This is a genomic window from Microbacterium altimontanum, from assembly GCF_058349865.2.
In genome coordinates this window covers 83,143-106,721 of record NZ_JBYRJB020000007.1, presented here as the reverse complement: position 1 = coordinate 106,721, position 23,579 = coordinate 83,143, and the positions used below count along the sequence as shown (strand labels likewise).

Sequence of the window (23,579 nt, the reverse complement as noted above, 5' to 3'; positions counted from 1 at the left end):
CCTGGCCACACCCCCGCGCGGCGGTCAGCGCCTCGCGAGATACGCCGAGTGCACCCACCCGGTCTTGCCCTTGTAGGTCACCTTGCGCCACACGCCGCTCGTGGCCTTGACGGTGCCGACGCTGGCGCCGCGGGGGATCACGAGGATCTTCGCCCCCTTCAGCGACGGGGACTTCCGCAGGTTCAGGGCGGCGGTCGTCTTGTAGCTCGCGGGCGCCGGCTTCACGACCGGCTTCGGGGCGGGCTTCACGACGGGCTTCGGGGCGGGCTTCACGACGGGCTTCGGCGTGCCGACGGATGCCGGCGCCGTGGGGCCGGGCTTCGGCGTGGTCGTCGGCGTGGGCTTCGCGGTGACGGAGGGCGCGGGCTTCGGCGTGGCCGTCGGCTTCGGCGCCGGCTTCGGAGCCGGGGGCTTCGTCGGGGAGACGTACGACGACGAGACCCAGCCGCTCTGCGACGCGACCTTCACCGGAAGGAACCCGTTCGTGCTCTGTCCGGGGACGTGCACCACCGCGGTGCCCGTCGGGAGCGTCCGGATGACCGCCGCCGAGAGGGAGGCGCCGGTGCGGAAGTTGACCGACGTCGTCGTGTAGTAGGTGCACGTGGCCGGCGCCCTCGTCGCCCAGATCGCCTTCGCGCCCGCGTACACGTCCTGGCCATGCGCCTTCAGGAACGGTGCCGGGTCGATCGAGCTCGCCGAGCCGGGGTTCCCCCTCCAGAGCTCGAGGTGCAGGTGGGCGCCGCTCGAGACGCCGCTCATCCCCACCTCGCTGATGCGCTGGCCGGCGGCCACCGTCTGGCCCACCTTGACGTGGGTCGTGGACTTCCAGATGTGGTAGTAGAACGACGTGTACGTGACGCCGCCGATCCGGTGCCGGATCTTCACGTAGCCCGCCTGCGACGAGGTCCCGTCGAGGGTGCCGACCACGACGCCGGCGGCGACGGCGTAGATGGGCGACCCCTGCGGCGCCGCCATGTCGAGGCCGAGGTGGAACGTCGATGCTCCCGGCAGCGGCATGCAGCGTCCGCCGTAGTACGACGAGACCGAGTAGCTCTTCGACTTCAGGGGCGTCGTGAACGTGGTCGCCGGGGGCGGGGTGGGCTCCGCCGCGGTGACGACGGCGGCGGCCGGAGCGGCGGCAGCGGGGAGGGCGGGGACGGCGAGGGTGCCGACGAGAGCGGCGGCTGCCAGCAGAGCGGGCAGGGTGGAACGGATCGATCGCATGAGCGCACTTCGGGGAGAGGGGTGGACGAGGGATGCGGTCGGGGGCCCGTGCGGTAAATATTGTCATCCAACGGTGTGTCTGTCTACTTCTGGGATCGATGAGGTGTATGTGGCTGGCGATGCGGAGGCCGTCGGAGTACGGAAGTAGGATCGACATGTCATGTCATCGCCCTCCCGCCCGCGCCGCCGGATGACCGGAATCGGTCGCGTCCTCGTCGTCGTCTACGCCGTTCTCGCGCTCGGCGCCACCGGCCGATCCCTCGTGCAGATCATCGAGCGGTTCGCGCACGCCCCGCTCGCCTTCACCCTCTCCGCGGCATCCGCCGTCGTCTACATCGTGGCGACCCTCGCGCTCATCTTCTCGGCGTCGCTCGCGTGGTACCGCATCGCCTGGGTCGCGATCCTGTTCGAACTCGTCGGCGTGCTCGCGATCGGCACACTGAGCCTCGTGCGTCCCGAGCTGTTCCCCGAGGCGACGGTCTGGTCGTCGTACGGCTTCGGGTACCTCTTCATCCCGCTCGTGCTGCCGTTCTGCGGTCTCTGGTGGCTCATCGCCCACCGCCCCTCGGTACCGGCGCGCGCGACCGACGAGACCGTGGCTGCGCGATGATCGTCTTCGACGACCCGGCCGAGGTGCCCGACGGCTTCGGCCCGTCGGTCGTCGCGATCGGGAAGTTCGACGGCGTGCACGCCGGTCATCGCGCGGTGCTGGAACGCGCGAAGACGGATGCCGCAGCCGACGGGGCGAAGGTCGTCGCCGTCACGTTCGACCGCAACCCGCTGGCCACGCTGCGGCCCGACGTCTGCCCCGAAGCGGTCGTCGGCCTTCATCAGAAGCTGCGGCTGCTCGCCGACACTGGCATCGACGCCGCGCTCGTGCTGCGCTTCGACGCCGAGATGGCGGCGCGCACCGCCGAGGAGTTCGTCGAGCACGTTCTCGTCGACGCGCTGGGAGTGGAGACGATCATGGTCGGCCGCGACTTCCGCTTCGGACGCGGCGGCGCAGGCAGTCCCGAACTCCTGAAGCAGCTGGGGGAGCGCTACGGCTACCGCGTCGATGTCGTCGACGACGTGCGGGCGATGACGGGGGAGCGCCGAGTGTCGTCGACGTGGATCCGCGAGGCGCTCGACGCCGGCGACGTCCGCGCCGCGGCGCGGCTGCTGGGCCGGCCGCACGCCGTGTGGGGCGAGGTCGTGCACGGTCGCGAACGCGGACGCGAGCTGGGCTTCCCCACGGCGAACCTGTCCCGCGACCTCGAGGGGTTCGTGCCCGCCGACGGCGTGTACGCGGGCTGGCTCGTCGACGAAGCATCGGAGGGCGGGGCATCCGCGGGCGGGCTGCGGCCCGGCACGCGGCATCCGGCTGCGATCAGCGTCGGCACGAACCCCACGTTCGACGACGTGCCCGAGCGGGTCGTGGAGGCCTACGTCCTCGACGAGACCGACCTCGACCTCTACGGTCACCGCGTCGAGATCGAGTTCACCGACCGCGTGCGCGGGATGGTGGCGTTCGAGGGCATCGAGGCGCTGAAGCGGCAGATGGCGGACGACGTCGAGCAGGTACGCGACGTGCTTAGCTGACCCCGCCACAGTGGACGCACGCAGGGGCGACGTGCACGTGACCGCGAAGGTCGGTGGTCTTGGTGCCCAGGTTCTGCTCAGCTGTGTATCGCGGACTGTGGGTCGTGCTCCAATGAGCAAACTTCAGTTCAACTGTTGTTCGCCGCGGTACCGCTTCCTAGTCTGATGACCGGTGCGAGGTGCACCGGTGGAGAGAGCGGCGCGACGAGGCCGAGACGGGAAGTGCTTGATGGAAGGGACGATGACGGCGGCGGTGCTCTACCAGCCTGGTGACATTCGCGTGGAGCAGATCGACATCCCATCGATCGGTCCCGAGGATCTCTTGGTCAAGGTCGCGGCCTGCGGAGTCTGCGGGTCGGACATCCCCCGTATGACATCGACCGGGGCCTACTATGCCCCGATTGTCTGCGGTCACGAATTTGCGGGACACATCGTCGAGAAGGGTGATGAGGTCACCGGGTTCTCGGTCGGCGACCTGGTCTCGGTTCCGCCCCTTCTGCCCTGCCGCGCGTGCGACAGTTGCCGTGCAGGGAATTTCAGCCTGTGTGAGGACTACGACTACTTCGGGAGTCGGCGGGAGGGGGCGTATGCCGAATACGTCAACGTGCCCGCAAACAACGCTCTTCTGATGCCGGAAGGTCTTGACCCGCGAGCCGCCGCGATGATCGATCCCGCCGCGATTGCGATGCACGCGATTCTGAAGACGGACCTGCGCCCGGGCCAGCGCGTCGCGGTGCTGGGGGCCGGCCCGATCGGCCTGTTCGCGATCGAGTGGGCTGTCCTCATGGGCGCATCGGAGGTTCTCGCTCTGGACGTCAACGAACAGAAGGCATCGATGGCTCGGGAGGCGGGAGCGACGATGACGGCGACAGACTCGGAGCAGGCTCTCGAACTGGCCGGAGATGGCTTCGACGTGCTCATCGAGACCGCGGGTGTCCCGCCCACGATCGCGCTTGCACCGCTCCTCCTCGCGCGTCACGGCCATGCGGCTTTCATCGGCATCCCACACAGCCCCATCGAGCTCGACAAGAAGACCTTCTCCATGTTCCTGCGCCGGGAGCAATCGCTGCACGGGAGCTGGAACTCGTTCTCGGCGCCGTTCCCCGGACGGGAGTGGACGGAGTCGGCCGCTCGGCTGGCCGACGGCAGCCTGGGCTGGAAGTTCATGGTGACGCATGAGCTCGGCCTTAACGCGCTGCCGAGCATGATGGAGCAGCTGGCCCAGCGCTCCATCTTCTCCTCGAAGGTCCTCTTCATGCCGAACGATCTCTAGGCTTGCGCCTATGAGCGAGGACGACGAGCTGCTGGCGGTGAAGGCGGCAGAGCTCTACTACCAGGAAGACAAGACGCAGGGGGAGATCGGCGCGCTGCTGCAAATCACTCGCTGGAAGGCTGGTCGTCTCATCGCTTTCGCCAAGGAGGCGGGGTTTGTCCGCATTGAGATCTACCATCCGCGGGCGCGCCGAGGACACCTGGAACGAGAACTGCGCGATCGATTCGATCTCGATGACGCGATCGTCGTTCCGGGGCTCGGAGAGATCGACTCCCCGCAGCTTCGTGGGAGAGTCGCACAGGCGGCGGCGGACTATCTCACGAGCATGCGGCCCGTCACGAAGGTGCTCGGTATCAGCTGGGGCCGCACGCTGCACGACGTGGCGGCGGAACTTCGTCAGGACTGGACGCGCGGAGTCCGCGTCGTGCAGATCAACGGCGGCGTGAGCCTGAATCGCCGTGCCAGCAGCGCGGCGAGCACGGCGATGTCCATCGCCCAGAAGGGACATGGATCGGCAGAGATGCTCCCCAGTCCTGCGATCCTGGAGCGACTGGAGACCAAGCATGCGATTGAGAGCGATCGGACGGTCGCAGCAGTTCTGGCTGCCGGACGGGCGGCGGATACCTACTTGTTCAGCGCCGGCGTCGTCGACCAGATGTCCGTACTCGCCGAGAGCGGCTATCTCTCGCCGGAGGACCTCGTCGGGCTCCGTGGCCGAGGCGCGGTCGGCGATGTCCTCGGCCGTTTCATCGATGCCAACGGATATCCCGTCGATCCCGAGCTCGACGAGAGGAGCGTGGGTCTGCGCTTGGATGAGCTTCACGCCGCTAGGCGGTCCATCGCCGTGATCTCTGGGGAGCAGAAGCATGACATCTGCCGTGCGGTCGTCACGAACGGCCTCTGCACAGTGCTTGTCACGGACGAGCTCACCGCCGAGCACCTGCTAGACGAATCGCTGTGTCTGTGATGATGACAATGAACCAAGCTTTGAGAAAGGACGCACCATGACTCAGCTGATTGAGGGCGAGCACAGCTCTGCGCTGGCCGCGCGACGTGCAGCGGCAATGGAACTGCTCGGCGGCGACACCAGCGACCTCAGCCTGCGCCGCTTCCTCCATGGACTGCCTGGCGTCGACGGCGTCGGCCTGGAGGCCCGCGCCGCGGGCCTGGGAACCAGATCGATCAAGACCACCTCAAAGTCGTGGGCTCTGGACCGCGTTGTCGAAATGATCGACCTGACCACGCTCGAGGGAGCCGACACGCCGGGGCGAGTTCGTTCCCTGGCCGCGAAGGCACTGGTGCCGGACCCGTCCGACCCGACCTGCCCGCAGGTAGCAGCGGTGTGCGTGTACGGCGACATGGTCGCGACGGCGATCGACGCCCTCGGTGCGGGGCACACTTCGCAGGGCGGCGCGATCTCGGTCGCCGCGGTGGCCACGGCCTTCCCGAGCGGTCGCGCGGCATTGTCGGTGAAGCTCGCGGACACTCGGGAGGCTGTCGCGGCGGGCGCCGACGAGATCGACATGGTCATCGACCGTGGGGCATTTCTGGCAGGTCGCTACGCGGAGGTGTTCGACCAGATCGTCGCGGTCAAGGAGGCGTGCCGCCGCAGCAACGGAACGGACGCTCATCTCAAGGTGATCCTTGAGACGGGCGAGCTGAAGACGTACGACAACGTCCGCCGCGCGTCGTGGATCGGTATGCTCGCCGGCGGCGACTTCATCAAGACCTCCACAGGCAAGGTGCAGCCAGCAGCTACGTTGCCGGTCACGCTTCTGATGCTGGAGGCTGTCCGCGACTGGTACTCGCTGACCGGTGAGCGCATCGGCGTGAAGCCGGCCGGCGGTATCCGCACCTCGAAAGACGCCATCAAGTATGTCGTGACCGTCGCTGAGACCGTTGGCGAGGACTGGCTGACGCCTGAGCTATTCCGCTTCGGCGCGTCGAGCCTACTGAACGATGTCCTGCTGCAACGGCAGAAGGTTGCTTCCGGTCGATACTCCGGCAACGACTACGTGACCATCGATTGAACTTGGAGTACTCGATGTCCTTTCTCGAATATGCCCCGGCCCCGGAATCACGGGCCATTCTGAAGCTGCAGGACGAGTACGGCCTGTTCATAGATGGAGAGTTCGTCGAGGGGCACGGCAGCCCGTTCGACACCATCTCGCCAGCCGACGGCGAGCGGCTGGCCACCATGTCCGCTGGCGACGCGAGCGACGTCGACCGTGCCGTCGCTGCAGCGCGGCGGGCCTACGAGCGTGTCTGGTCGAAGATGTCGGGATCGGATCGCGGAAAGTACCTGTTCCGGATCGCACGCATCGTCCAAGAGCGGTCCCGCGAGCTCGCCGTCGCCGAGAGCCTCGACAACGGCAAGCCGATCAAGGAGACGCGCGACTTCGACATTCCCACCGTTGCCTCGTGGTTCTTCTACTACGCGGGGTGGGCCGACAAGCTGGAGTATGCGGGCGTCCGCAACCCGCAGTCGCTCGGGGTCGCAGCTCAGGTGATCCCGTGGAATTTCCCGCTCATGATGCTCGCGTGGAAGATCGCCCCGGCGCTGGCTGCGGGCAACACGGTCGTACTGAAGCCCGCGTCTACGACGCCGCTGACCGCCATCCTGTTCGCGGACATCCTGCAGCAGGCCGACCTGCCGCCGGGCGTCGTGAACATTCTCACCGGCCCGGGAAGCATGGGCAACGCGCTCGTATCGCATCCGGACGTTGACAAGATCGCGTTCACCGGTTCCACCGCCGTCGGACAAAGCATTTCGCGTGCCGTCGCCGGCACGCGCAAGAAGCTGACGCTGGAACTCGGGGGCAAGGGCGCGAACATCGTCTTCGACGACGCCCCGGTGGATCAGGCGATCGAGGGGGTTGTGAACGGGATCTTCTTCAACCAGGGGCAGGTCTGCTGCGCCGGCTCCCGGCTTCTGGTCCAGGAATCAATCCACGAAGAGTTCGTCGAACGGCTCAAGCGGAGGATGAGCACGCTGCGGGTCGGTGACCCGCTCGACAAGAACACGGACGTCGGTGCGATCAACTCGGCTGCACAGCTGGCGACGATCACCGAGCTCACCCAGGCTGGCATCGACGAAGGCGGCACCGCCTGGGCGCCCGACTGCGCCCTGCCAGAGAACGGGTTCTGGTACAGACCCACCATCGTGACCGGTGTGGCCACCAGTCACCGGATCGCGCGCGAGGAGATCTTCGGACCGGTGCTGAGTATCCTCACCTTCCGCACTCCCGAGGAGGCCGTGGCCAAGGCGAACAACACCCCCTACGGCCTGTCGGCCGGGATCTGGAGCGACAAGGGTTCCCGCGTGCTCGCGATCGCGGATCAGCTCCGCGCGGGCGTGATCTGGACGAATACCTTCAACAAGTTCGACCCGGCTTCGCCGTTCGGCGGGTATCGCGAGTCGGGCTACGGCCGCGAAGGGGGTCGCCCCGGCCTCACCTCGTACCTGAAGGACGGCGACGCGGCGCAGCCGCAGACCAAGGAAGTGGAACGATGACCCGGCTCGAGATTCCAAAGACCTACAAGCTGTTCATCGGCGGCAAGTTCCCGCGCAGTGAGTCGGGCCGCTCCTACCCGGTGCTCTCGAAGAAAGGGGCGTTCGTGGCCAACGCTGCACAGGGTTCGAGGAAGGACGTCCGGGATGCTGTGCGCGCGGCGCGGGCTGCGTTTCCTGGGTGGTCCGGTGCGACGTCATACAACCGCGGTCAGATCCTGTACCGGATCGCCGAGATGCTCGAGGGTAGACGCGCGCAGTTCGTCGACGAGATCCATTCCCTGGAAGGTGGATCCGTTCAGGCGGCGCGACAGCAAGTCGACAGCGCCATCGACGGATGGGTCTGGTATGCGGGGTGGGCCGACAAGTACGCGCAGGTCGTAGGAAGCGTGAACCCGGTGTCGGGTCCATACTTCAACCTGTCCGCGCCCGAGCCCACGGGGGTTGTTGGCATCATCGCGCCTCAGGCCGCGACATACGCCCTGCTCGGCCTCGTCAGTGTGGTGGCACCTGCCATCACGTCCGGCAACACGGTTGTGGTGATCGCGAACGAGACAGCGCCCCTCCCGGCGATCTCGTTCTCCGAGGTGCTGGCCACCAGCGATCTGCCAGCCGGCGTCGTGAACATCCTCAGCGGGTCACCGAGCGAACTCGCCCCCTGGCTCGTGGGGCACGCGGATGTCAACGCAGTCGACCTCGCGGGCGCCGGAAATCTCGATTGGGCAGAACTCGAGCGTGCCGCTGCAGACACCGTCAAGCGTGTGCAGACGCCTTTGACGACCCCGAGTGCGCCATTGGGTCTCGACCGGATCACGGCCTCCGTGGAGATAAAGACCGTGTGGCATACCAAAGCCGTGCTCTGAGGAGCCCGCTTACCAGCCTGCGCTCTCGCACGTTGGGATAGCCGAGGTGTGTTCGAGCGTGCACCCCGCGCCTGAACCCACCGCTCCGCGGTGACCGTGGACCGCCGGCGGGCGCTTCGTTGCGCCAGCAGGCGGTCATCACGGCCCCCTCTGCTCACTTGAGCATGATTGCACCTTTACTGCGCGGAGATGTGGATTGCGTTGACGCGTCCGTTCGGCCCCCGATTGACTGGTGAAATCGACATCACCCGGCGCGACTCACCGGTCGCTCCCTACAACGAGGTATCACCTGATGCTTGCACTCGAGTTCCAATCTCCCGACGCGCTGCGTGCCGTCGAGCGTGCGGTGCCGACCGCCGACGACGGCGATATCCTCCTCGACGTCGTCGCTACGGGGATATGCGGCACCGATCTGAAGATCACTCGCGGCGAACACCGGCTCTACCCGGCCGGCACGGTCCGCGTTCCGGGTCATGAGATCGTCGGCCGCGTCCGTGAGAACCGTTCCCACCGGACGGAACTCACAGACGGGGCCCTCGTGGCTTTGGCGCCCAACATCGCCTGCGGTCACTGCCATGCCTGCGCCCGCGGTCGCGGGAACCTGTGCGAACGGTACGAGAGCGTCGGCCTGACGATGGACGGTGGGCTGGCGGAGGTCGTGCGGGTTCCCCGTGGCGCGGTGGATCAGGGCAATGCGATCCCGGTGCCGGACGGGATGGACGCGCTGGACGCCGTGCTCATGGAGCCGCTGGCAGCGGTTCTGCGTGGCTTGTCTGCTCTGGGTTTCCGAACCGGTGAGTCGTTGGCGGTCCTCGGGGCCGGGCCGATCGGCCTTCTCGCTGTGGCGCTCGCGCGCCAGCTCGGGGCATCCCGCATCATCGTCTCCCAGACTTCGGCGGCGCGCCGCGAGCTAGCGCACCGGTTCGGCGCCGACGTCACCGTCGATCCCCGGGGCCAGGATCTGCCGGCGGCAGTGCGCCAGGCCACGGACGGTGCAGGCGTCGACTGCGTGCTCGTCGCGGTTCCGGCAGTCGGCGCGTATGCAACGGCGCTGGAGCTGCCCGCCGTCGGCGGTCGCATCAATCTATTTGCCGGCCTTCCCGCCCTCGAGCGTGATGTCCTGATGGATGCCAACGCGATCCACTACCGGGAGCTCACCGTCACCGGATCGACGGCGAACACGACCGCCGACTGCCACGCGGCGCTGGAGATCCTGCAGGACCACGGCGAGCTTTACCGGCCCCTCATCACACATCGGTTCCCGCTTCGCGAGGGCGCGGAGGCATTCCGCGTCGCCGCGAGCGGCACGGCGCTGAAGGCGGTGGTTGAGCCATGAGCGAGCCGGTCTTCGTCGCGTGCGACATGGGGACGACGCTGATCAAGGCGGCTGTCGTGGACCTGTCGGGCGCAGTTCTCGCGTCCGCATCGGTGCCGGCACGCCTCGACCGTCCCGGCCCGGGCCTGATCGAGCAGGATCTGCTCGAGATCGAGAGTCAGGCGCACAACGCCATCGGCCGTGCGGTCCATGCGTCGAAGCGTGCGGTCGACATCGCGGGCGTGTCCTTCTCGAGTCAGATGTCGGGGATCGGCGCGGTGGGCGCTGACTTCGCACCGACCGCGCCGTTCGACTCCTGGCTGGACTCGCGATGCGGCACCGACGTCTACGAGATGATGCCGGAGGCGCGCCGCATCACCGAGCTTGCCGGCTGCCCTCCGACCTACTCGCACGGCACGAAGATCCGCTGGATGAAGCGCGAGCGCGCGGACGAGTACCGGCGGACAGTCGCGTTCCAGGTGCCCGGACCGTTCGTCGCCGGGCGGCTGGTCGGCCTGACGGCCGCCCAGGCGTACGTCGATCGCACGAACCTGTGCTTCTCGAACCTCTCCGAAACCGAGAAGGGTGTGTGGTCGCAGGAACTCATCGACGCGTTCGGCGTCGACGAGGAGAAGCTGCCACGCATCGTCGAACCACTTGACATCATCGGCACGGTCACGCGAGCCGCGTCCGAGTCGACCGGCATCCCGGAAGGGGTGCCGGTGGCGGCCGGAGGCGGCGACCAGATTGTGGCGTGCCTTGGGTCGGGCGTCGTGGTGCCTGGCCGCGCCTGCGACAGCGCGGGGACCGCGAGCCAGTTCTCGATGTGTATCGATCGATGGGCTCCCGACACTCAACGCATGTCGATGATCACCTCGACCGCCATACTGCCGGACACCTACATTGCCTTCGCGTTCATCAACGGTGGCGGCCTCGGACCGGAGTGGGTCCGGGGCACGATTGCCGAGCACCCGGGCGCGGCTGACGAGGCCTTCGCCGACCTGGAGCATCTCGCGATGGGGGTCTCCGCCGGCTCGGACGGCCTGATCTGGCTGCCTCACTTTCAGGGCGGTGTGCTTCCCCCGAAGCCTTATCTGCGCAGCGGATGGATAGGACTCACGTCGAGCCACACGCGCGGCCATCTGTATCGGTCCGTGCTTGAGGGCATCGCCTATCAGTATTCGGAATGGGCCGACCGCGCTCCTGTCATCAGCGGCAGTCTGCTCACCGAGATCCGCGCCATGGGCGGCGGCGCGAAGTCGGATCTGTGGGTCTCGATCAAGGCGGACGTCCTCGGCGTCCCGATCTCTCGACTTCGCAAGTCAGAATGCGCGCTTCTGGGTAATGCCCTCATCGGCGCTCACGTGGCTGGCGAGGTGGACGACCTGGCGGCGACGGTGGACGTGTGGCACGACCTCGTGGATGCGGTCCAACCCGACCCTGCGCGGGGCGCACACTATCGCCGATATGTCGACGTCTTCCGACGACTGTCCGACGATGTCGACCCAGTCTTCCGGCTGATCCAAGACCTCGTCAGCTCGCCGACCGTTGAGCATTGATCCCTTCCCTCCATCCCAACACCATCCCGAACAACAAGGAGAACCATCATGGCCAGAGTTGTCCATTCCTTCACTCGCACTTTCACGCTTGCCGCTCTCACCGCGGCCGTCGCCATCAGCGTGACGGCTTGCGCCGGCACTAACGACCCCGGTGCCTCAGGCGGGGATAAGAAGATGGGCGTCACCGTCTCCAACAGCACGAATCCCTTCTTTGTGATGGAATCGCGCACGGCCGAAAAGGCCGGGAAGGACGCGGGGTTCACCGTGCTCTCCCAAGAGGCGGGCGAAGACGTCCAGAAGCAGAGCAATCAGATCGACCAGTTCGTCACGTCCCAGGTGAGCTTCATCGTGATCGACCCGGTCGACTCGGATGGCGTGGGCCCTGCGGTGCAGCGTGCTGTCGCAGCGGGCATCCCGGTGGTCGGAATCGACTCGGTGACCAAGAACGCCGCGGTCTCGGTCACGACCAACAACGTGCAGGCTGGAGAAGTAAGCTGCAAGTCACTTGCCGAACAGCTTGATGGAAAGGGTAAGATCGCGATCCTTGACGGCACGCCCATCTCAGCGGTCGCCGACCGTGTCACCGGTTGCAAGAACGTGCTCAAGGACTACCCGGAACTCGAGGTCGTCGCCGAACAGCGTGGCGACAACAGCCGTGACAAGGCGCTGCCCGTAGCCACCGACATCTTGACGGCACACCCCGACATCGTCGGTATCTTCGCGATCAATGACCCCACGGCTGCCGGCGTGGAGCTAGCCGCGAAGCAGAAGGGGATGAAGATCATCATCACTTCGGTCGACGGCGCGAAGTCCGCCGTTGATTCGATTCTCAACGGTGGCATGATCACGGCGACCGCCGCTCAGGACCCGGCAGCGCTCGCGAGCAAGGGTGTGGAGATCGGTGTGTCGCTGGCCGGTGGCGGCAAAGCCGACGAGAAGGTCATCGAGCTGCCGACAGAACTGATTGACGCGTCGAACGCGGCCGACTACACGCCCTGGGGATAGTGATGACCGAGGTCGAGATCGATCCCGCGCCTTTGGTGCGGATGCGGGCAATCGTCAAGAGGTTCGCCGGGGTCACCGTCGTCGACGGGGTCGATCTCGACCTGAGGCCGGGCGAAGTGCACGTGCTCGCCGGTGAGAACGGCGCGGGCAAGTCCACCCTGATGAAAGTGCTCGCGGGCATCTACCAGCCGGACGGTGGCACCATCGAGGTCGCAGGCCAGATCCAGCAACTCGACGTGGCGACCGCGCGCGAGGCGGGAATCGCGATCGTCCATCAGGAACTGACGATCGCTCCGAACCTCTCCATAGCTGACAACCTGGCGATGGGACGCGAATACCGCAATCGCGTCGGCGGCCTCAGCCTGCGTCACACACGCGAGGCAGCTCGTCGACAGCTCGAGCGCGTCGGAGTCGACTTCCCGGTGTCCATGCGAGCAGGTTCGCTGAGCACCGGACAGCAGCAGCTCATCGAGATCGCGCGAGCGATCTCGGGCGACCCCAAGGTACTCATCCTGGATGAGCCGACGGCGGCACTGTCGACACGGGAGGTTCGCACGCTGTTCTCGATCGTCCGCGGGCTGCGGGAACTGGGATGCGCGATCGTATACATCACGCATCGTATGGACGAGATCGAGGAGCTCGCCGATGTCGTGACAGTGCTCCGCGACGGGAAGTTCGTCATCACGATGCCGAAGGCGGATGCCGCGCCCGACGTGATCGTCACAAAGATGGTCGGCCGTTCGGTCGAGTCCCTGTTCCCCGATCGCGACGCGCATCCGGGTGAGAACCGACTCTCTGTCCGCGGGCTGGGAAATGGAGACGGGATCGGTCCGGTCGATCTGGATGTGCGAGCGGGCGAGATCGTCGGCATCGCGGGGCTGGTCGGCTCTGGTCGGTCGGAGACGGCGCGACTGATCTTCGGTGCCGACCGGGCCGTCACCGGAACTGTGTCGGTCGACGGTGTGGAGGGATCGCCGTTCGGTTCGCCCGCTGCCGCGATCCGAAAGGGCGTCGCGCTCGTCCCGGAGAGCCGTAAGGAGCAAGGACTCGTCCTTGGGCGCAGCGTCGCCGACAACATCGTGATGGCCTCGTATCGCGACGTCTCCTCAGCCGGCATCATCAGGGCGCGCTCCGTGCGCGCCATCGCGCAGCGGCAGCGTCAGGCCCTGGGGATCAAGGCGGCGAGCCTCGATCAGGAGGTGCGTCGACTGTCCGGCGGCAATCAGCAGAAGGTCCTGCTCTCCAAATGGGTGGAGACGCGGCCGAAGGTCCTCATCCTCGACGAGCCCACGCGCGGAGTCGACGTTGGAGCGAAGGCCGACATCTATCGGATCATCGAGCACGCTGCATCCCAGGGAACTGCCGTCATCGTGATCTCCTCCGAGCTGCCCGAAGTCCTTGGTCTCGCCGACCGGGTCCTGGTCATGCGAACGGGACAGATCGTGGCCGACCTGCCGAACGTGGGCCTGACCGAGGAAGCCGTGATGGAACATGCCTTCGGCCTGGTGGGGGCAGCTGGATCGAACAACAGAGAGGAAGCGGCTTCATGAGTGTCGTACAAGCTCCCGTCGAAGGGCGAACGTCGCGCAAGAGCGGCGTCGCGCAGTTCTTCAGCCGGAACGAGCAGCTGGGGGTGGGGATCGCGCTCATCGTCCTGGTCGTCCTGATGGCCTTCATCGCACCGTACTTCTGGTCAGTGAACAACTTGCTCGAAGTGATGCGCCAGGTATCGGCGATCGCGATTCTCGCGGCCGGGGGCACGTTCGTGATCCTCACCGCAGGCATCGACCTGTCTGTCGGCTCTGCACTCGGCGTGACGGCGATGGTTGCGATTGTCTGCGCCAATGCGGGACTGCCCGCGGCGGTTTCGATCCTGTGTGCACTCGCCGCGGGGGTCGTCATCGGAGCGATCAACGGTGTGTTCATCGCCTACCTTGCCCTCCCCGCCTTCATCGTGACGTTGGCGGCGCTGACCTACCTGCGGGGAGTTGTCTACGTGGGGACCGGCGGTACGACCCTGATCCCGGCAGAGGTCGACTTCGCCTGGATCGGGCAGAGCTCATTGTTCGGCGTGCCGTACGCCGTTATCCTGATGCTGATCGTGTATGTCGCCGGCTGGTTCCTGCTGAACCGCACCGTGTTCGGCCGCCAGGTCTACGCGATCGGTGGAAACGCCGAGGCTGCGCGCCTGTCGGGCATCCCGGTGCGTCGGGTCATCATGCTGACGTACATCATCTCGGGAGCGGCCGCGGGCATCGCGGGTCTTATCGTCGCTTCTCGGCTGGAGAGCGCCGTCCCCGACCTCGGATCGGGATATGAGTTGAATGCGATCGCCGCGATTGTCCTTGGTGGCACGTCGCTCATGGGCGGTCGCGGTTCGCTAGTCGGCACATTCATCGGCGCACTCTTTATCGCGGTGCTCTCGAATGGCATGACGCTGATGAATCTCGCGTCGTTTTACCAGCAGATCATCATGGGCGTCGTCATCCTGCTCGCGGTGCTCGTGGACCGGCTGCGACGCGGGAGAGCGGCAGACTAGATTCTTCCGCTCCCGGTTCGCTCCGGCTCGCGGGCGGGGTTCCGGATTCCGACCAAGGAGACCATGCCGCCCAGCGCCATCAGCATCGCCGTCACGACGGCGGCACGCCAGAACCCGTGCAGATCGAGCGTTCCGCCGGCGATCACCCCGATCGTCGCGACGGCGACGAGCCCTGCGACACGTGCCACCGCGTTGTTCACGGCCGACGCGATGCCCGACCGAGCGGGGTCGATCGCCCCGAGGATCGCCGAGGTCAGCGGCGCCACGGTCAGCGTCAGCCCGACCCCGAACACCACGACGGCGGGTAGCACCTGCGTCCAGTAGTCGAAGTCCTCGCGCACCGTCAGCAGCAGTGCCGCCCCGCCCGCCATCACGAGCGGCCCGACCGTCATGAACAGCCGCGGGCCGATCGTTCCCGCCCACGTCCCCACGCGTGAGCTGAAGAAGATCATGATGACGGTCGACGGCAGGCTCGCGAGTCCCGCGAGGGTCGCGGGCAGCCCTGCTCCCTGCTGCAGGTAGACGCCGACGACGAAGCCGTTCAGCGACAGCGCGCCGTAGACGAACAGCGTGGCGAGATTGCCGGCGGAGAAGTTCCGGATGCGGAACAGCGAGAGCGGCATCATCGGCTGCGCCGCGAACCGCTGCCGAACGACGAATCCGACGAGGCACAGGATGCCCGCGCCCATCGGGCCCCAGATCGCGGGCGAGCCCCATCCCAGGCGCTCCTGCTCGATGAGGGCGAACACCGTCCCGGCGAGGCCGGCCGTGCACAGGATCGCACCGGTCCAGTCGACCTTCGCGCCCTCCAGCCGCTCGTCGCGCCGGTGCAGGACCGCGAGCAGCCACAGCGTCGCACCGATCGGCAGCACGTTGATGAGGAACACCAGCCGCCACGACAGCAGATCCACGAACACTCCGCCGAGCACCGGACCCACGAGCATCGCCGCCGTCGTCGCGCCGGTCCAGGTGCCGATCGCGCGGCTCTGCGCCGGCCCGCGGAACGTCGAGGTGATCAGGGCGAGGGAGCTCGGCACGAGCAGCGCCCCCGCCACGCCCTGCAGACCGCGCATGAGCACGAGGAAGAGCGGATCCGGTGCCGCCGCGATCGCGATCGACGTCACGGCGAAGCCGATCAGTCCCGCGCGGAGAACGACGATCCGGCCGAACACGTCGCTGAGCGACCCGGCCACGAGGATCAGCGCGCCGAGCGTGATGAGGTACGCGTCGACCACCCACTGCTGGGTGACGAGGCCGCCGCCGAGCTCCCGCTGGATCGCGGGCAGCGCGACCGTCACGACGGTGCCGTCGAGGAACGAGACGAACGACGCGAGGATCGCCACGAGCAGCACCAGACGCTGTGCCCGTGAGCTCACGGCGTCGGCCGCCGCATCCGTTCTCTCGTCCACTCCTGACACGATAGGCCCTCCTCCGACGCATCCGGGAATACCCCGAGGGGGTATATCGTTGTGGTGATCGAACCAACCACCAGGAGGATGTGGATGAGCACCATCACGTATCGCGTCGACGGCATGACGTGCGGACACTGTGCACAGTCGGTCACCCGCGAGGTGAGCGCGCTGGAGGGCGTCGCCGACGTCGCTGTCGATCTCGCCGCGAAGACCGTCGCCGTCACCGGCGACGCCGAGCAGACGGATGTCGCGGCCGCCGTGGCCGAGGCGGGTTACACCCTCGTGGGGCGTCGTGACGGCGACGCGTGAGACGACCCTCGACATCGAGGGGATGACCTGCGCGAGCTGCGTCGCGCGGGTCGAGAAGCGCCTGCAGGGGGTCGACGGCGTCACGGCAGCGGTGAACCTCGCGACGGAGTCGGCGCGGGTGAGCCATCCCGCCGACCTCGACGAGGAGCAGCTCATCGCCGCCGTGAAGCAGGCGGGGTACGACGCCCGGGTGCGCGTCGCCGCGCACTCCGCGCCGGACGAGCACGGCGAGGACTCCGGTCACGCGCACGACGTCGAGGACGCGCCCGGCGCCACGACGCTGCGGACCCGGCTCATCGTGAGCCTCGTGCTCGCGGTGCCGGTCGTCCTGGTCGGCATGGTGCCGGCGTGGCAGTTCCCCGGCTGGCAGTGGGCGTCGCTGGCGCTTGCGACTCCCGTCGTGCTGTGGGGCGGCTGGCCGTTCCACCGGGCGACGTTCGCGAACGCCCGCCACGGCGCGATGACGATGGACACCCTCATCACGCTCGGAACGGGCGCCGCATACCTGTGGAGCGTATGGGCTCTCGTCTTCGGCAGCGCGGGCCGCATCGGCCTGACGCACGGGTTCTCGCTGTTCGAGCGACCCATGGACGCCACGTCGCTGGTGTACTTCGAGGTCGCGGCGGCCGTCACGGTGTTCCTGCTGCTCGGGCGCTTCATCGAGCAGCGCTCCAAGCGCCGCGCCGGCAGCGCCCTGCATGCCCTCATGGAGCTCGGCGCGAAGGACGTCGAACTCGCCGACGGCACCCGCGTCCCCATCGAGCGGCTGCGCGTCGGGGACGAGTTCGTCGTCCGTCCGGGGGAGAAGATCGCCACCGACGGCACGGTGCGCCGTGGCGAGGCGTCCGTCGATCAGAGCATGCTGACCGGCGAATCGGTGCCGGTGGACGTCGCGCCTTCAGACGCCGTCACCGGGGGCACGATTGTCGCGGACGGCCGGCTCACCGTCACTGCCGCCGCGGTCGGGGCTGACACACGCCTCGCCCGCATCGCGCGCCTCGTCGAGGACGCGCAGACCGGAAAGAGCCGGGTCCAGCGGCTCGCCGACCGCATCTCGGGGGTGTTCGTGCCGATCGTGATCGCGCTCGCCGTCCTCACCCTCGTCGGCTGGCTCGTCGCGGGGCAGCCCCTCGCAGCGGGCTTCACTGCGGCGGTCGCGGTGCTCATCATCGCGTGCCCCTGCGCGCTCGGACTCGCCACCCCGATCGCGACGCTCGTGGGCACGGGCCGCGGAGCACAGCTCGGCATCCTCGTGACGGGACCCGAGGCGCTCGAGCAGGCGGAGCGCATCGACACCGTCGTCCTGGACAAGACCGGAACCGTGACGAGCGGACGGATGAGTCTCACCTCGGTGTTCACCGGATCGGCGGACGAGGGTGAGGCGCTCGGTCGCGCGCTGCGGCTCGTCGGCTCGCTCGAGGCGGCATCGGAGCATCCGATCGCCCGCGCGATCGCCGCCGCGGCCGACACATCGGCCGAGGTCGTGGGGTTCCGCAACCACGCGGGACGCGGCGTCACCGGCTTCGTCGACGGCGTCCCGGTCTTCGCCGGCCGGCCGGGGTTCGCCGCCGAGCAGGGCGCGACGACGCCGCCGGAGTTCGCGAAGGCGGTGGCCGCCGCCGAACGAAGCGGCACGGCGGTCGTGGCGGGATGGGCCGACGAGTCGGGACGTGCGCAGGTGCGTGCCGTGTTCGCCGTCGCCGACACCGCGCGACCGGAAGCCGCCGCATCCGTCGCAGCGCTGCACGCGCTGGGGCTGCACACCGTCCTCCTCACCGGCGACAACCCCTCGGTCGCGCGCGCCGTGGCCGACGAGGTCGGCATCGACGAGGTCATCGCCGGGGTGCTGCCCGAGGACAAGGTCGCCGAGGTCGACCGGCTCCGCACCGCCGGCCACCGGGTCGCGATGGTCGGCGACGGCGTGAACGACGCCGCCGCGCTCGCGACCGCGGATCTCGGCATCGCGATGGGCGGGGGGACGGATGCCGCGATGCACGCGAGCGACATCACTCTCGTGCGCGGCGACCTCGGTGCCGCTGTCGACGCGGTGCGGCTGAGCCGTCGCACGATGCGCGTCATCCGGGGAAACCTGTTCTGGGCGTTCGCGTACAACGTCGCGGCCCTGCCCCTGGCGGCGCTCGGGCTGCTCAATCCGATGATCGCCGGGGCGGCGATGGCGTTCTCGAGCGTCTTCGTCGTGCTCAACAGCCTCCGCCTGCGCAACGCCCCCTGAGCCGCGCCGCCGCGTTCCCGGCGCGTCGCACGGGCATCCCGCACACGGGAGGCCGGCCGCGTGCAGTAGACTGTGGGGCGGGTTCGCCACCGGCACATCGCAGAAGCGATGGATGCCGACCGGCGTCGCCCGCCCCGCGTCCGGTCCCGCTGTCCGAGTCGCCCGTGGGGCATCAGGACCCCCGATCCGGTCGCGCCGGCCCACACCGGCCCACCGGTCACTCACGCTCAGGAGGAGCATGCCGACCACGGCAACCGCCCAGCCGTCCGCCCGCCGCCGCAAATCGTCCGCGCGCCACGACGACGAGGCCCCCATCATCCCGATCCTCGCCCGCAAGGTCCGCGAGGTCGAGGCGAAGGCGCAGCGCGGAAAGCTGGGCCCCACGAACCGCACGAAGTTCCAGGTCATCGCGTTCCTGGTGCGCGAGGAGCGCGCCCGCGTCAAGGCCGACGCCGAGATCGGCGACGCCGCCCGCGCCGAGCTGCTGAAGCGTCTCGACGGCGTCGCGACGATCCTCGCGAAGACCGCGGCGCGCGACACGTCGCTCATCCAGCTGCTCGAGGCCGACCAGGCGACGTCGCCGGTCGCGAAGCGGATGCGGCGCGACTGGCTGCTCGAATCCGGCGCCGAGCTCGCGCCCGACGAGCTCATCATCACCGACATCGCACCGGTGCTCGCGGCTCCGGTCGTGCCGGCCGCGCTCGCTGAGCGTCAGGTCGTGCCGCCGCAGATCGACGCGCGCCGCGAGGCGAACCCCTTCCTCGCCCCGGACCTCTCCTGGCACGCGCCGTCGTCGACGCCCCGGCGTCGCCTGGACGGCTGGGAGCTCATGGGTCCGCTGTACAAGGCGTTCGAGTCCGGTGCCGGCGGGGGGTCGGCGACCATGGACCTGCCCGAGGTCCCCGAGTTCGACCACATCTCACCCAAGGGACTCGAGGTGATGAAGCACCAGTCGCGCTTCCTCGAGGCCGTCCGGGCGGGCCACCGCAGCTTCCTCCTGGCCGACGAGCCAGGCCTCGGCAAGACGGCCGAGTCGGTGCTCGCGGCATCCGTCGCCGAGGCCTACCCGCTGCTGGCCGTCGTGCCCAACGTCGTGAAGATGAACTGGGCTCGCGAGGTCGAGCGGTGGACGCCGCAGCGCCGAGCGACCGTCATCTCGGGCGACGGCGAAGACATCGACGCGTTCGCCGACGTGTTCATCGTGAACTACGAGATCCTCGACCGGCACCTGTCGTGGCTCGGCTCGATGGGGCTCAAGGGCATGGTCGTCGACGAGGCGCATTTCATCAAGAACCTCAGCTCGCAGCGTTCGCAGAACGTGCTGGCGCTGGCCGGACGCATCCGGGAGCAGTTCCGCAACCCGCTCATGCTGGCGCTGACGGGGACCCCGCTCATCAACGACGTCGAGGACTTCGACGCCATCTGGCGCTTCCTCGGCTGGACGAACGGCCAGAAGCCCGGCCCCGAGCTCATGGACAAGCTCGACGCGACGGGTCTCACCCCCGCCGACAAGGCGTTCTACCCCGAGGCGCGCGACGCCGTCATCTCGATGGGCATCGTGCGGCGCAAGAAGAAGGATGTCGCGAAGGACCTCCCCGACAAGCTCATCGCCGACCTCCCCGTCGAGCTCGACGACGAGTACGGCCGGTCGATCCGTGAGGCCGAGCGTGAGCTCGGCGAGCGGCTCGCCGCGCGGTACCGCCGCATCATCGAGGCGCGCGGCGACAGGGGGCTCGCGCCCGGCGAGGTCGACGACGACATCGTGCGCCTCGTCGCCCACAACGAGCTCGAGGAGTCGAAGGCGGCCGGCACCGGCAGCGAGAACGTCTTCACCATGGTGCGCCGCATCGGCCAGGCGAAGGCGCTGCTCGCCGCCGACTACGCCGTGCAGCTGCAGCGATCGGTCGACAAGGTCGTCTTCTTCGCCAAGCACATCGATGTGATGGATGCGGCCGAGGCACACTTCGCCGCATCCGGTCTGAAGTCGGTGTCGATCCGCGGAGACCAGTCGACCCCCGCCCGTCAGGAGGCGATCGACGCGTTCAACAACGACCCCGCAGTCGGAGTCGCGGTCTGCTCGCTGACCGCCGCCGGCGTCGGGCTGAACATGCAGGCCGCGTCGAACGTCGTACTCGCCGAGCTGAGCTGGACCGCGGCCGAGCAGACCCAGGCGATCGACCGCGTGCACCGCATCGGCCAGGACGAGCCGGTGACGGCGTGGCGGATCATCGCCGCGCACACGATCGACACCAAGATCGCCGAGCTCATCGACTCGAAGCAGGGCCTCGCGGCGCGCGCGCTCGACGGCGAAGCGGTCGACCCGTCCTCGAGCGATTCGGTGCAGCTGTCGGCGCTCATGCACCTCACCCGCGAGGCGCTCGGCGCCGACTGAGGCGGCCTGTCGCGTCCGCGCCCGTCCGGCCGCCCTCGGGTGGCAGGGCGGGCGCGTCCGGCAGTAGTGTCGTTCCAGGCAGCGTGGCCGACATCCCCCTTCGGCGAGACTAGGACGAACATGAAGATCGGCATCCTGACCAGCGGTGGCGACTGCCCCGGACTGAACGCTGTCATCCGCGGCGTGGTCCTGAAGGGGACGACGACGTACGATCTCGAGTTCGTCGGCATCCGCGACGGATGGCGTGGCGTGGTCGAGGGCGACTTCTTCCCGCTCACCCGGCACGAGGTGAAGGGCCTGTCGAAGGTCGGGGGCACGATCCTCGGGACGAGCCGGACGAATCCGTACGAGGGGCCGCGCGGGGGAGCGGAGAACATCGCGAAGACCCTCTACGGCCACCGGATCGACGGCATCATCGCGATCGGCGGCGAGGGGACGCTCGCGGCGGCGAACCGGCTCTCCGGCGACGGCATCAACGTGCTCGGCGTGCCGAAGACGATCGACAACGACCTGCGCGCGACGGACTACTCGTTCGGCTTCGACACGGCGGTGAACATCGCGACGGACGCGATGGACCGGCTGCGCACGACGGGCGATTCGCACCAGCGGTGCATGGTCGCCGAGGTGATGGGACGGCACGTGGGGTGGATCGCCCTGCACGCCGGCATGGCCGCCGGCGCGCACGCGATCTGCATCCCCGAGGTGCCGATGTCGATCGAGGACATCTGCGACCTGGTGACGCGTGCGCACGATCGCGGTCGGGCGCCGCTCGTCGTCGTCTCGGAGGGCTTCACCCTCACCGGGATGGAAGAGGCGTACAGCGACAAGGGCCTCGACGCGTTCAACCGCCCGCGGCTCGGCGGCATCGGCGACGTGATCGCCCCCGAGATCGAGCGGCTCACGGGCATCGAGACCCGGGCCACGGTGCTCGGCCACATCCAGCGCGGCGGCTCGCCCTCGGCGTTCGACCGCGTGCTCGCGACGCGGCTGGGACTGCACGCCGCCGACGCGATCGTCGACGAGGCGTGGGGTCAGATGGTGGCGTTGCGCGGCACCGACATCGTGCGCGTGCCGTTCGCGGAAGCGCTCGGCGAGCTGAACACCGTACCCCGCTACCGCTACGACGAGGCCGCCGCCCTCTTCGGCTGATATGCCGGCGTACTGTGCTCCCCGAGCGACGCCCGGCAGACGCGGGTGTCGCACAAGGCGCCCCGGTGCGGCGATCGAGCGGCAGCTTCTGAGACACGCGTAGCGGGTGTCTCACAAGCCACCCGGTCGAGGCGCGGGGGACGGCAGTTTCTGTGACACGACGCAGGGGATGTCTCGCAAGCTGCCCGGGCGAAGCGCGGCGACGCAGCTTCTGTGACACGCCGCAGGGCATGTCTCACGAGCCGCCCGCCCGAGGCGCGGGGCGGCGGCTTCTGTGACACGGGTCAGTCCTGCCCCGGGCGCCAGCCCGCGTCCCAGAGCGCGCGTGCGACCTTTTCGACGGCGCGGTGAGGATCGGGGTGCAGATGGTGGCTGAGGATGCGAACGTGGTTCCACCCCAGTGCTCGGATGTCGTCCCAGCGGTCCGCGTCACGCGCGAACTGCTGCTCGTCGAACGCGTGCGTGCGACCGTCGTGCTCCGGCGCGACGCGGTAGCGCGTGTACGCGAGGTCGAGGCGGGCCACGAAGCGGCCGTCCGGGGTGAAGACGTTGACGTTCAGCTCGGTTCCGGAAGCCCTGCCCGAACCAACTCGAGACGCAGCTGGGTCTCCTCGGGCGTCTCGGCGCCAACACGGATCTCCTCGAGGGCGCGCGCGAGCAGACCACCACGGAGGTCACCAGCGGCCGCTACCTCGCCTCGAAGGTTCTCGATCGTGATGAGCTTCCGTCGAGGCAGCACAAGGAAGTCACCAGCGGCGATGAGGTCATCGAGTTCCCAGAGTTCGCCGGCCTGGCGCCACATGCGTGCGGGATCTTCCACCGGCAGCCCGCGCGCTCGCCATCGGGCAGGAGACCGAGCCTGCAGTCGGTGCCCGACCACCCCCTGGCGACGAGGCTGCGCACTAGGGCGGCGCGCCGACACGTGCACCGGCCGTGACGACTGCCGAGTGAAGGGCAGCGGTGCGCCCACGGCGGCCAGTCCAGTGTCGTGGCTGAAGAACTGATCGGGAGTGAGCGCCGGCGCGATACGCGTAGCTCGTTCCAGCATCTCCTCGCGGAGGCGGACCATCCGCTCTGACACGGTCTCGACCTCTGCTGCTTGCCGGACAGGTACGGCGGGTGCCCGCACACCACGCGTCGGCGCCACAAGGTCACGCGCGCGCAGCCGCTTCGGCGACACGCCGGCAGCACGCGCATCGGCAACGCGGAACGGA

Annotated in this window: 20 protein-coding genes; 16 read left to right on the top strand and 4 right to left on the bottom strand. The window is 68.3% G+C overall.

Annotation, left to right across the window (positions count from 1 at the left end; genetic code table 11):
- Window positions 1-24: 24 nt before the first annotated feature.
- Window positions 25-1,224, bottom strand: a complete 1,200-nt coding sequence (locus tag AC3RX1_RS13740; RefSeq protein ID WP_491501814.1) for a peptidoglycan DD-metalloendopeptidase family protein — start codon at window positions 1,222-1,224, stop codon at window positions 25-27.
- A 160-nt stretch (window positions 1,225-1,384) separates the two neighbouring features.
- Between AC3RX1_RS13740 and AC3RX1_RS13735 the strand changes: the two genes are divergently transcribed.
- The 12 genes from AC3RX1_RS13735 (at window position 1,385) to AC3RX1_RS13680 (ending at window position 14,870) form a co-directional block, all read left to right on the top strand.
- Window positions 1,385-1,834 (top strand): hypothetical protein, encoded by a 450-nt coding sequence (locus AC3RX1_RS13735; RefSeq protein ID WP_491501813.1) that lies wholly within the window; start codon window positions 1,385-1,387, stop codon window positions 1,832-1,834.
- Window positions 1,831-2,805, top strand: coding sequence for a bifunctional riboflavin kinase/FAD synthetase (locus tag AC3RX1_RS13730; RefSeq protein WP_491501812.1), 975 nt, complete (start codon window positions 1,831-1,833; stop codon window positions 2,803-2,805). The genes AC3RX1_RS13735 and AC3RX1_RS13730 overlap by 4 nt, the downstream gene beginning before the upstream one ends.
- Window positions 2,806-3,046: 241 nt before the next feature.
- On the top strand, window positions 3,047-4,078 hold the full coding sequence (locus tag AC3RX1_RS13725; RefSeq protein ID WP_491501811.1) for a galactitol-1-phosphate 5-dehydrogenase: 1,032 nt from the start codon (window positions 3,047-3,049) through the stop codon (window positions 4,076-4,078).
- A gap of 10 nt (window positions 4,079-4,088) precedes the next feature.
- A complete protein-coding gene (locus tag AC3RX1_RS13720) occupies window positions 4,089-5,045 on the top strand; it encodes a sugar-binding transcriptional regulator (RefSeq protein WP_491501810.1) in 957 nt (318 codons plus the stop codon).
- Window positions 5,046-5,082: 37 nt separating this feature from the next.
- The gene (gene deoC / locus AC3RX1_RS13715; protein ID WP_491501809.1) at window positions 5,083-6,108 is read left to right on the top strand and encodes a deoxyribose-phosphate aldolase; all 1,026 of its coding nucleotides are present in this window, start codon (window positions 5,083-5,085) and stop codon (window positions 6,106-6,108) included.
- A gap of 14 nt (window positions 6,109-6,122) precedes the next feature.
- Window positions 6,123-7,592, top strand: a complete 1,470-nt coding sequence (locus AC3RX1_RS13710) for an aldehyde dehydrogenase family protein (RefSeq protein WP_491501964.1) — start codon at window positions 6,123-6,125, stop codon at window positions 7,590-7,592.
- Window positions 7,589-8,452 (top strand): aldehyde dehydrogenase family protein, encoded by an 864-nt coding sequence (locus AC3RX1_RS13705; protein WP_491501808.1) that lies wholly within the window; start codon window positions 7,589-7,591, stop codon window positions 8,450-8,452. Before AC3RX1_RS13710 ends, AC3RX1_RS13705 begins: the two co-directional genes overlap by 4 nt.
- A gap of 346 nt (window positions 8,453-8,798) precedes the next feature.
- Window positions 8,799-9,788 carry a zinc-binding dehydrogenase gene (locus AC3RX1_RS13700; protein WP_491501807.1) on the top strand — a complete coding sequence of 330 codons (990 nt, stop codon included), beginning with the start codon at window positions 8,799-8,801 and terminating at the stop codon, window positions 9,786-9,788.
- A complete protein-coding gene (locus tag AC3RX1_RS13695; protein ID WP_491501806.1) occupies window positions 9,785-11,326 on the top strand; it encodes a xylulokinase in 1,542 nt (513 codons plus the stop codon). The genes AC3RX1_RS13700 and AC3RX1_RS13695 overlap by 4 nt, the downstream gene beginning before the upstream one ends.
- 48 nt (window positions 11,327-11,374) lie before the next feature.
- A complete protein-coding gene (locus tag AC3RX1_RS13690; protein ID WP_491501805.1) occupies window positions 11,375-12,331 on the top strand; it encodes a substrate-binding domain-containing protein in 957 nt (318 codons plus the stop codon).
- A 2-nt stretch (window positions 12,332-12,333) separates the two neighbouring features.
- On the top strand, window positions 12,334-13,881 hold the full coding sequence (locus AC3RX1_RS13685) for a sugar ABC transporter ATP-binding protein (RefSeq protein ID WP_491501804.1): 1,548 nt from the start codon (window positions 12,334-12,336) through the stop codon (window positions 13,879-13,881).
- 83 nt (window positions 13,882-13,964) lie between these two features.
- Window positions 13,965-14,870, top strand: coding sequence for an ABC transporter permease subunit (locus tag AC3RX1_RS13680; protein WP_491501803.1), 906 nt, complete (start codon window positions 13,965-13,967; stop codon window positions 14,868-14,870).
- Here AC3RX1_RS13680 and AC3RX1_RS13675 read toward each other — a convergent pair.
- Window positions 14,867-16,279 (bottom strand): MFS transporter, encoded by a 1,413-nt coding sequence (locus AC3RX1_RS13675; RefSeq protein ID WP_491501802.1) that lies wholly within the window; start codon window positions 16,277-16,279, stop codon window positions 14,867-14,869. The two genes, AC3RX1_RS13680 and AC3RX1_RS13675, sit on opposite strands and share 4 nt — an antisense overlap.
- Before the next feature lie 93 nt (window positions 16,280-16,372).
- Between AC3RX1_RS13675 and AC3RX1_RS13670 the strand changes: the two genes are divergently transcribed.
- The 4 genes from AC3RX1_RS13670 (at window position 16,373) to AC3RX1_RS13655 (ending at window position 22,365) form a co-directional block, all read left to right on the top strand.
- A complete protein-coding gene (locus AC3RX1_RS13670; RefSeq protein WP_491501801.1) occupies window positions 16,373-16,591 on the top strand; it encodes a heavy-metal-associated domain-containing protein in 219 nt (72 codons plus the stop codon).
- Window positions 16,527-18,824, top strand: coding sequence for a heavy metal translocating P-type ATPase (locus AC3RX1_RS13665; RefSeq protein ID WP_491501800.1), 2,298 nt, complete (start codon window positions 16,527-16,529; stop codon window positions 18,822-18,824). Before AC3RX1_RS13670 ends, AC3RX1_RS13665 begins: the two co-directional genes overlap by 65 nt.
- A gap of 238 nt (window positions 18,825-19,062) precedes the next feature.
- Window positions 19,063-21,216: a DEAD/DEAH box helicase gene (locus AC3RX1_RS13660; RefSeq protein ID WP_491501799.1), complete on the top strand. Its 2,154-nt coding sequence runs from the start codon at window positions 19,063-19,065 to the stop codon at window positions 21,214-21,216.
- 120 nt (window positions 21,217-21,336) lie between these two features.
- Complete coding sequence (locus AC3RX1_RS13655) at window positions 21,337-22,365, top strand: ATP-dependent 6-phosphofructokinase (protein WP_491501798.1); 1,029 nt, start codon at window positions 21,337-21,339, stop codon at window positions 22,363-22,365.
- Between the two features lie 284 nt (window positions 22,366-22,649).
- Here AC3RX1_RS13655 and AC3RX1_RS13650 read toward each other — a convergent pair whose 3' ends face one another.
- Window positions 22,650-22,889: a putative endonuclease domain-containing protein gene (locus AC3RX1_RS13650; protein WP_491501797.1), complete on the bottom strand. Its 240-nt coding sequence runs from the start codon at window positions 22,887-22,889 to the stop codon at window positions 22,650-22,652.
- A 32-nt stretch (window positions 22,890-22,921) separates the two neighbouring features.
- Entirely contained in the window at window positions 22,922-23,185 is a 264-nt protein-coding gene (locus AC3RX1_RS13645) for a hypothetical protein (RefSeq protein WP_491501796.1), read from the bottom strand.
- Between the last annotated feature and the right edge of the window lie 394 nt (window positions 23,186-23,579).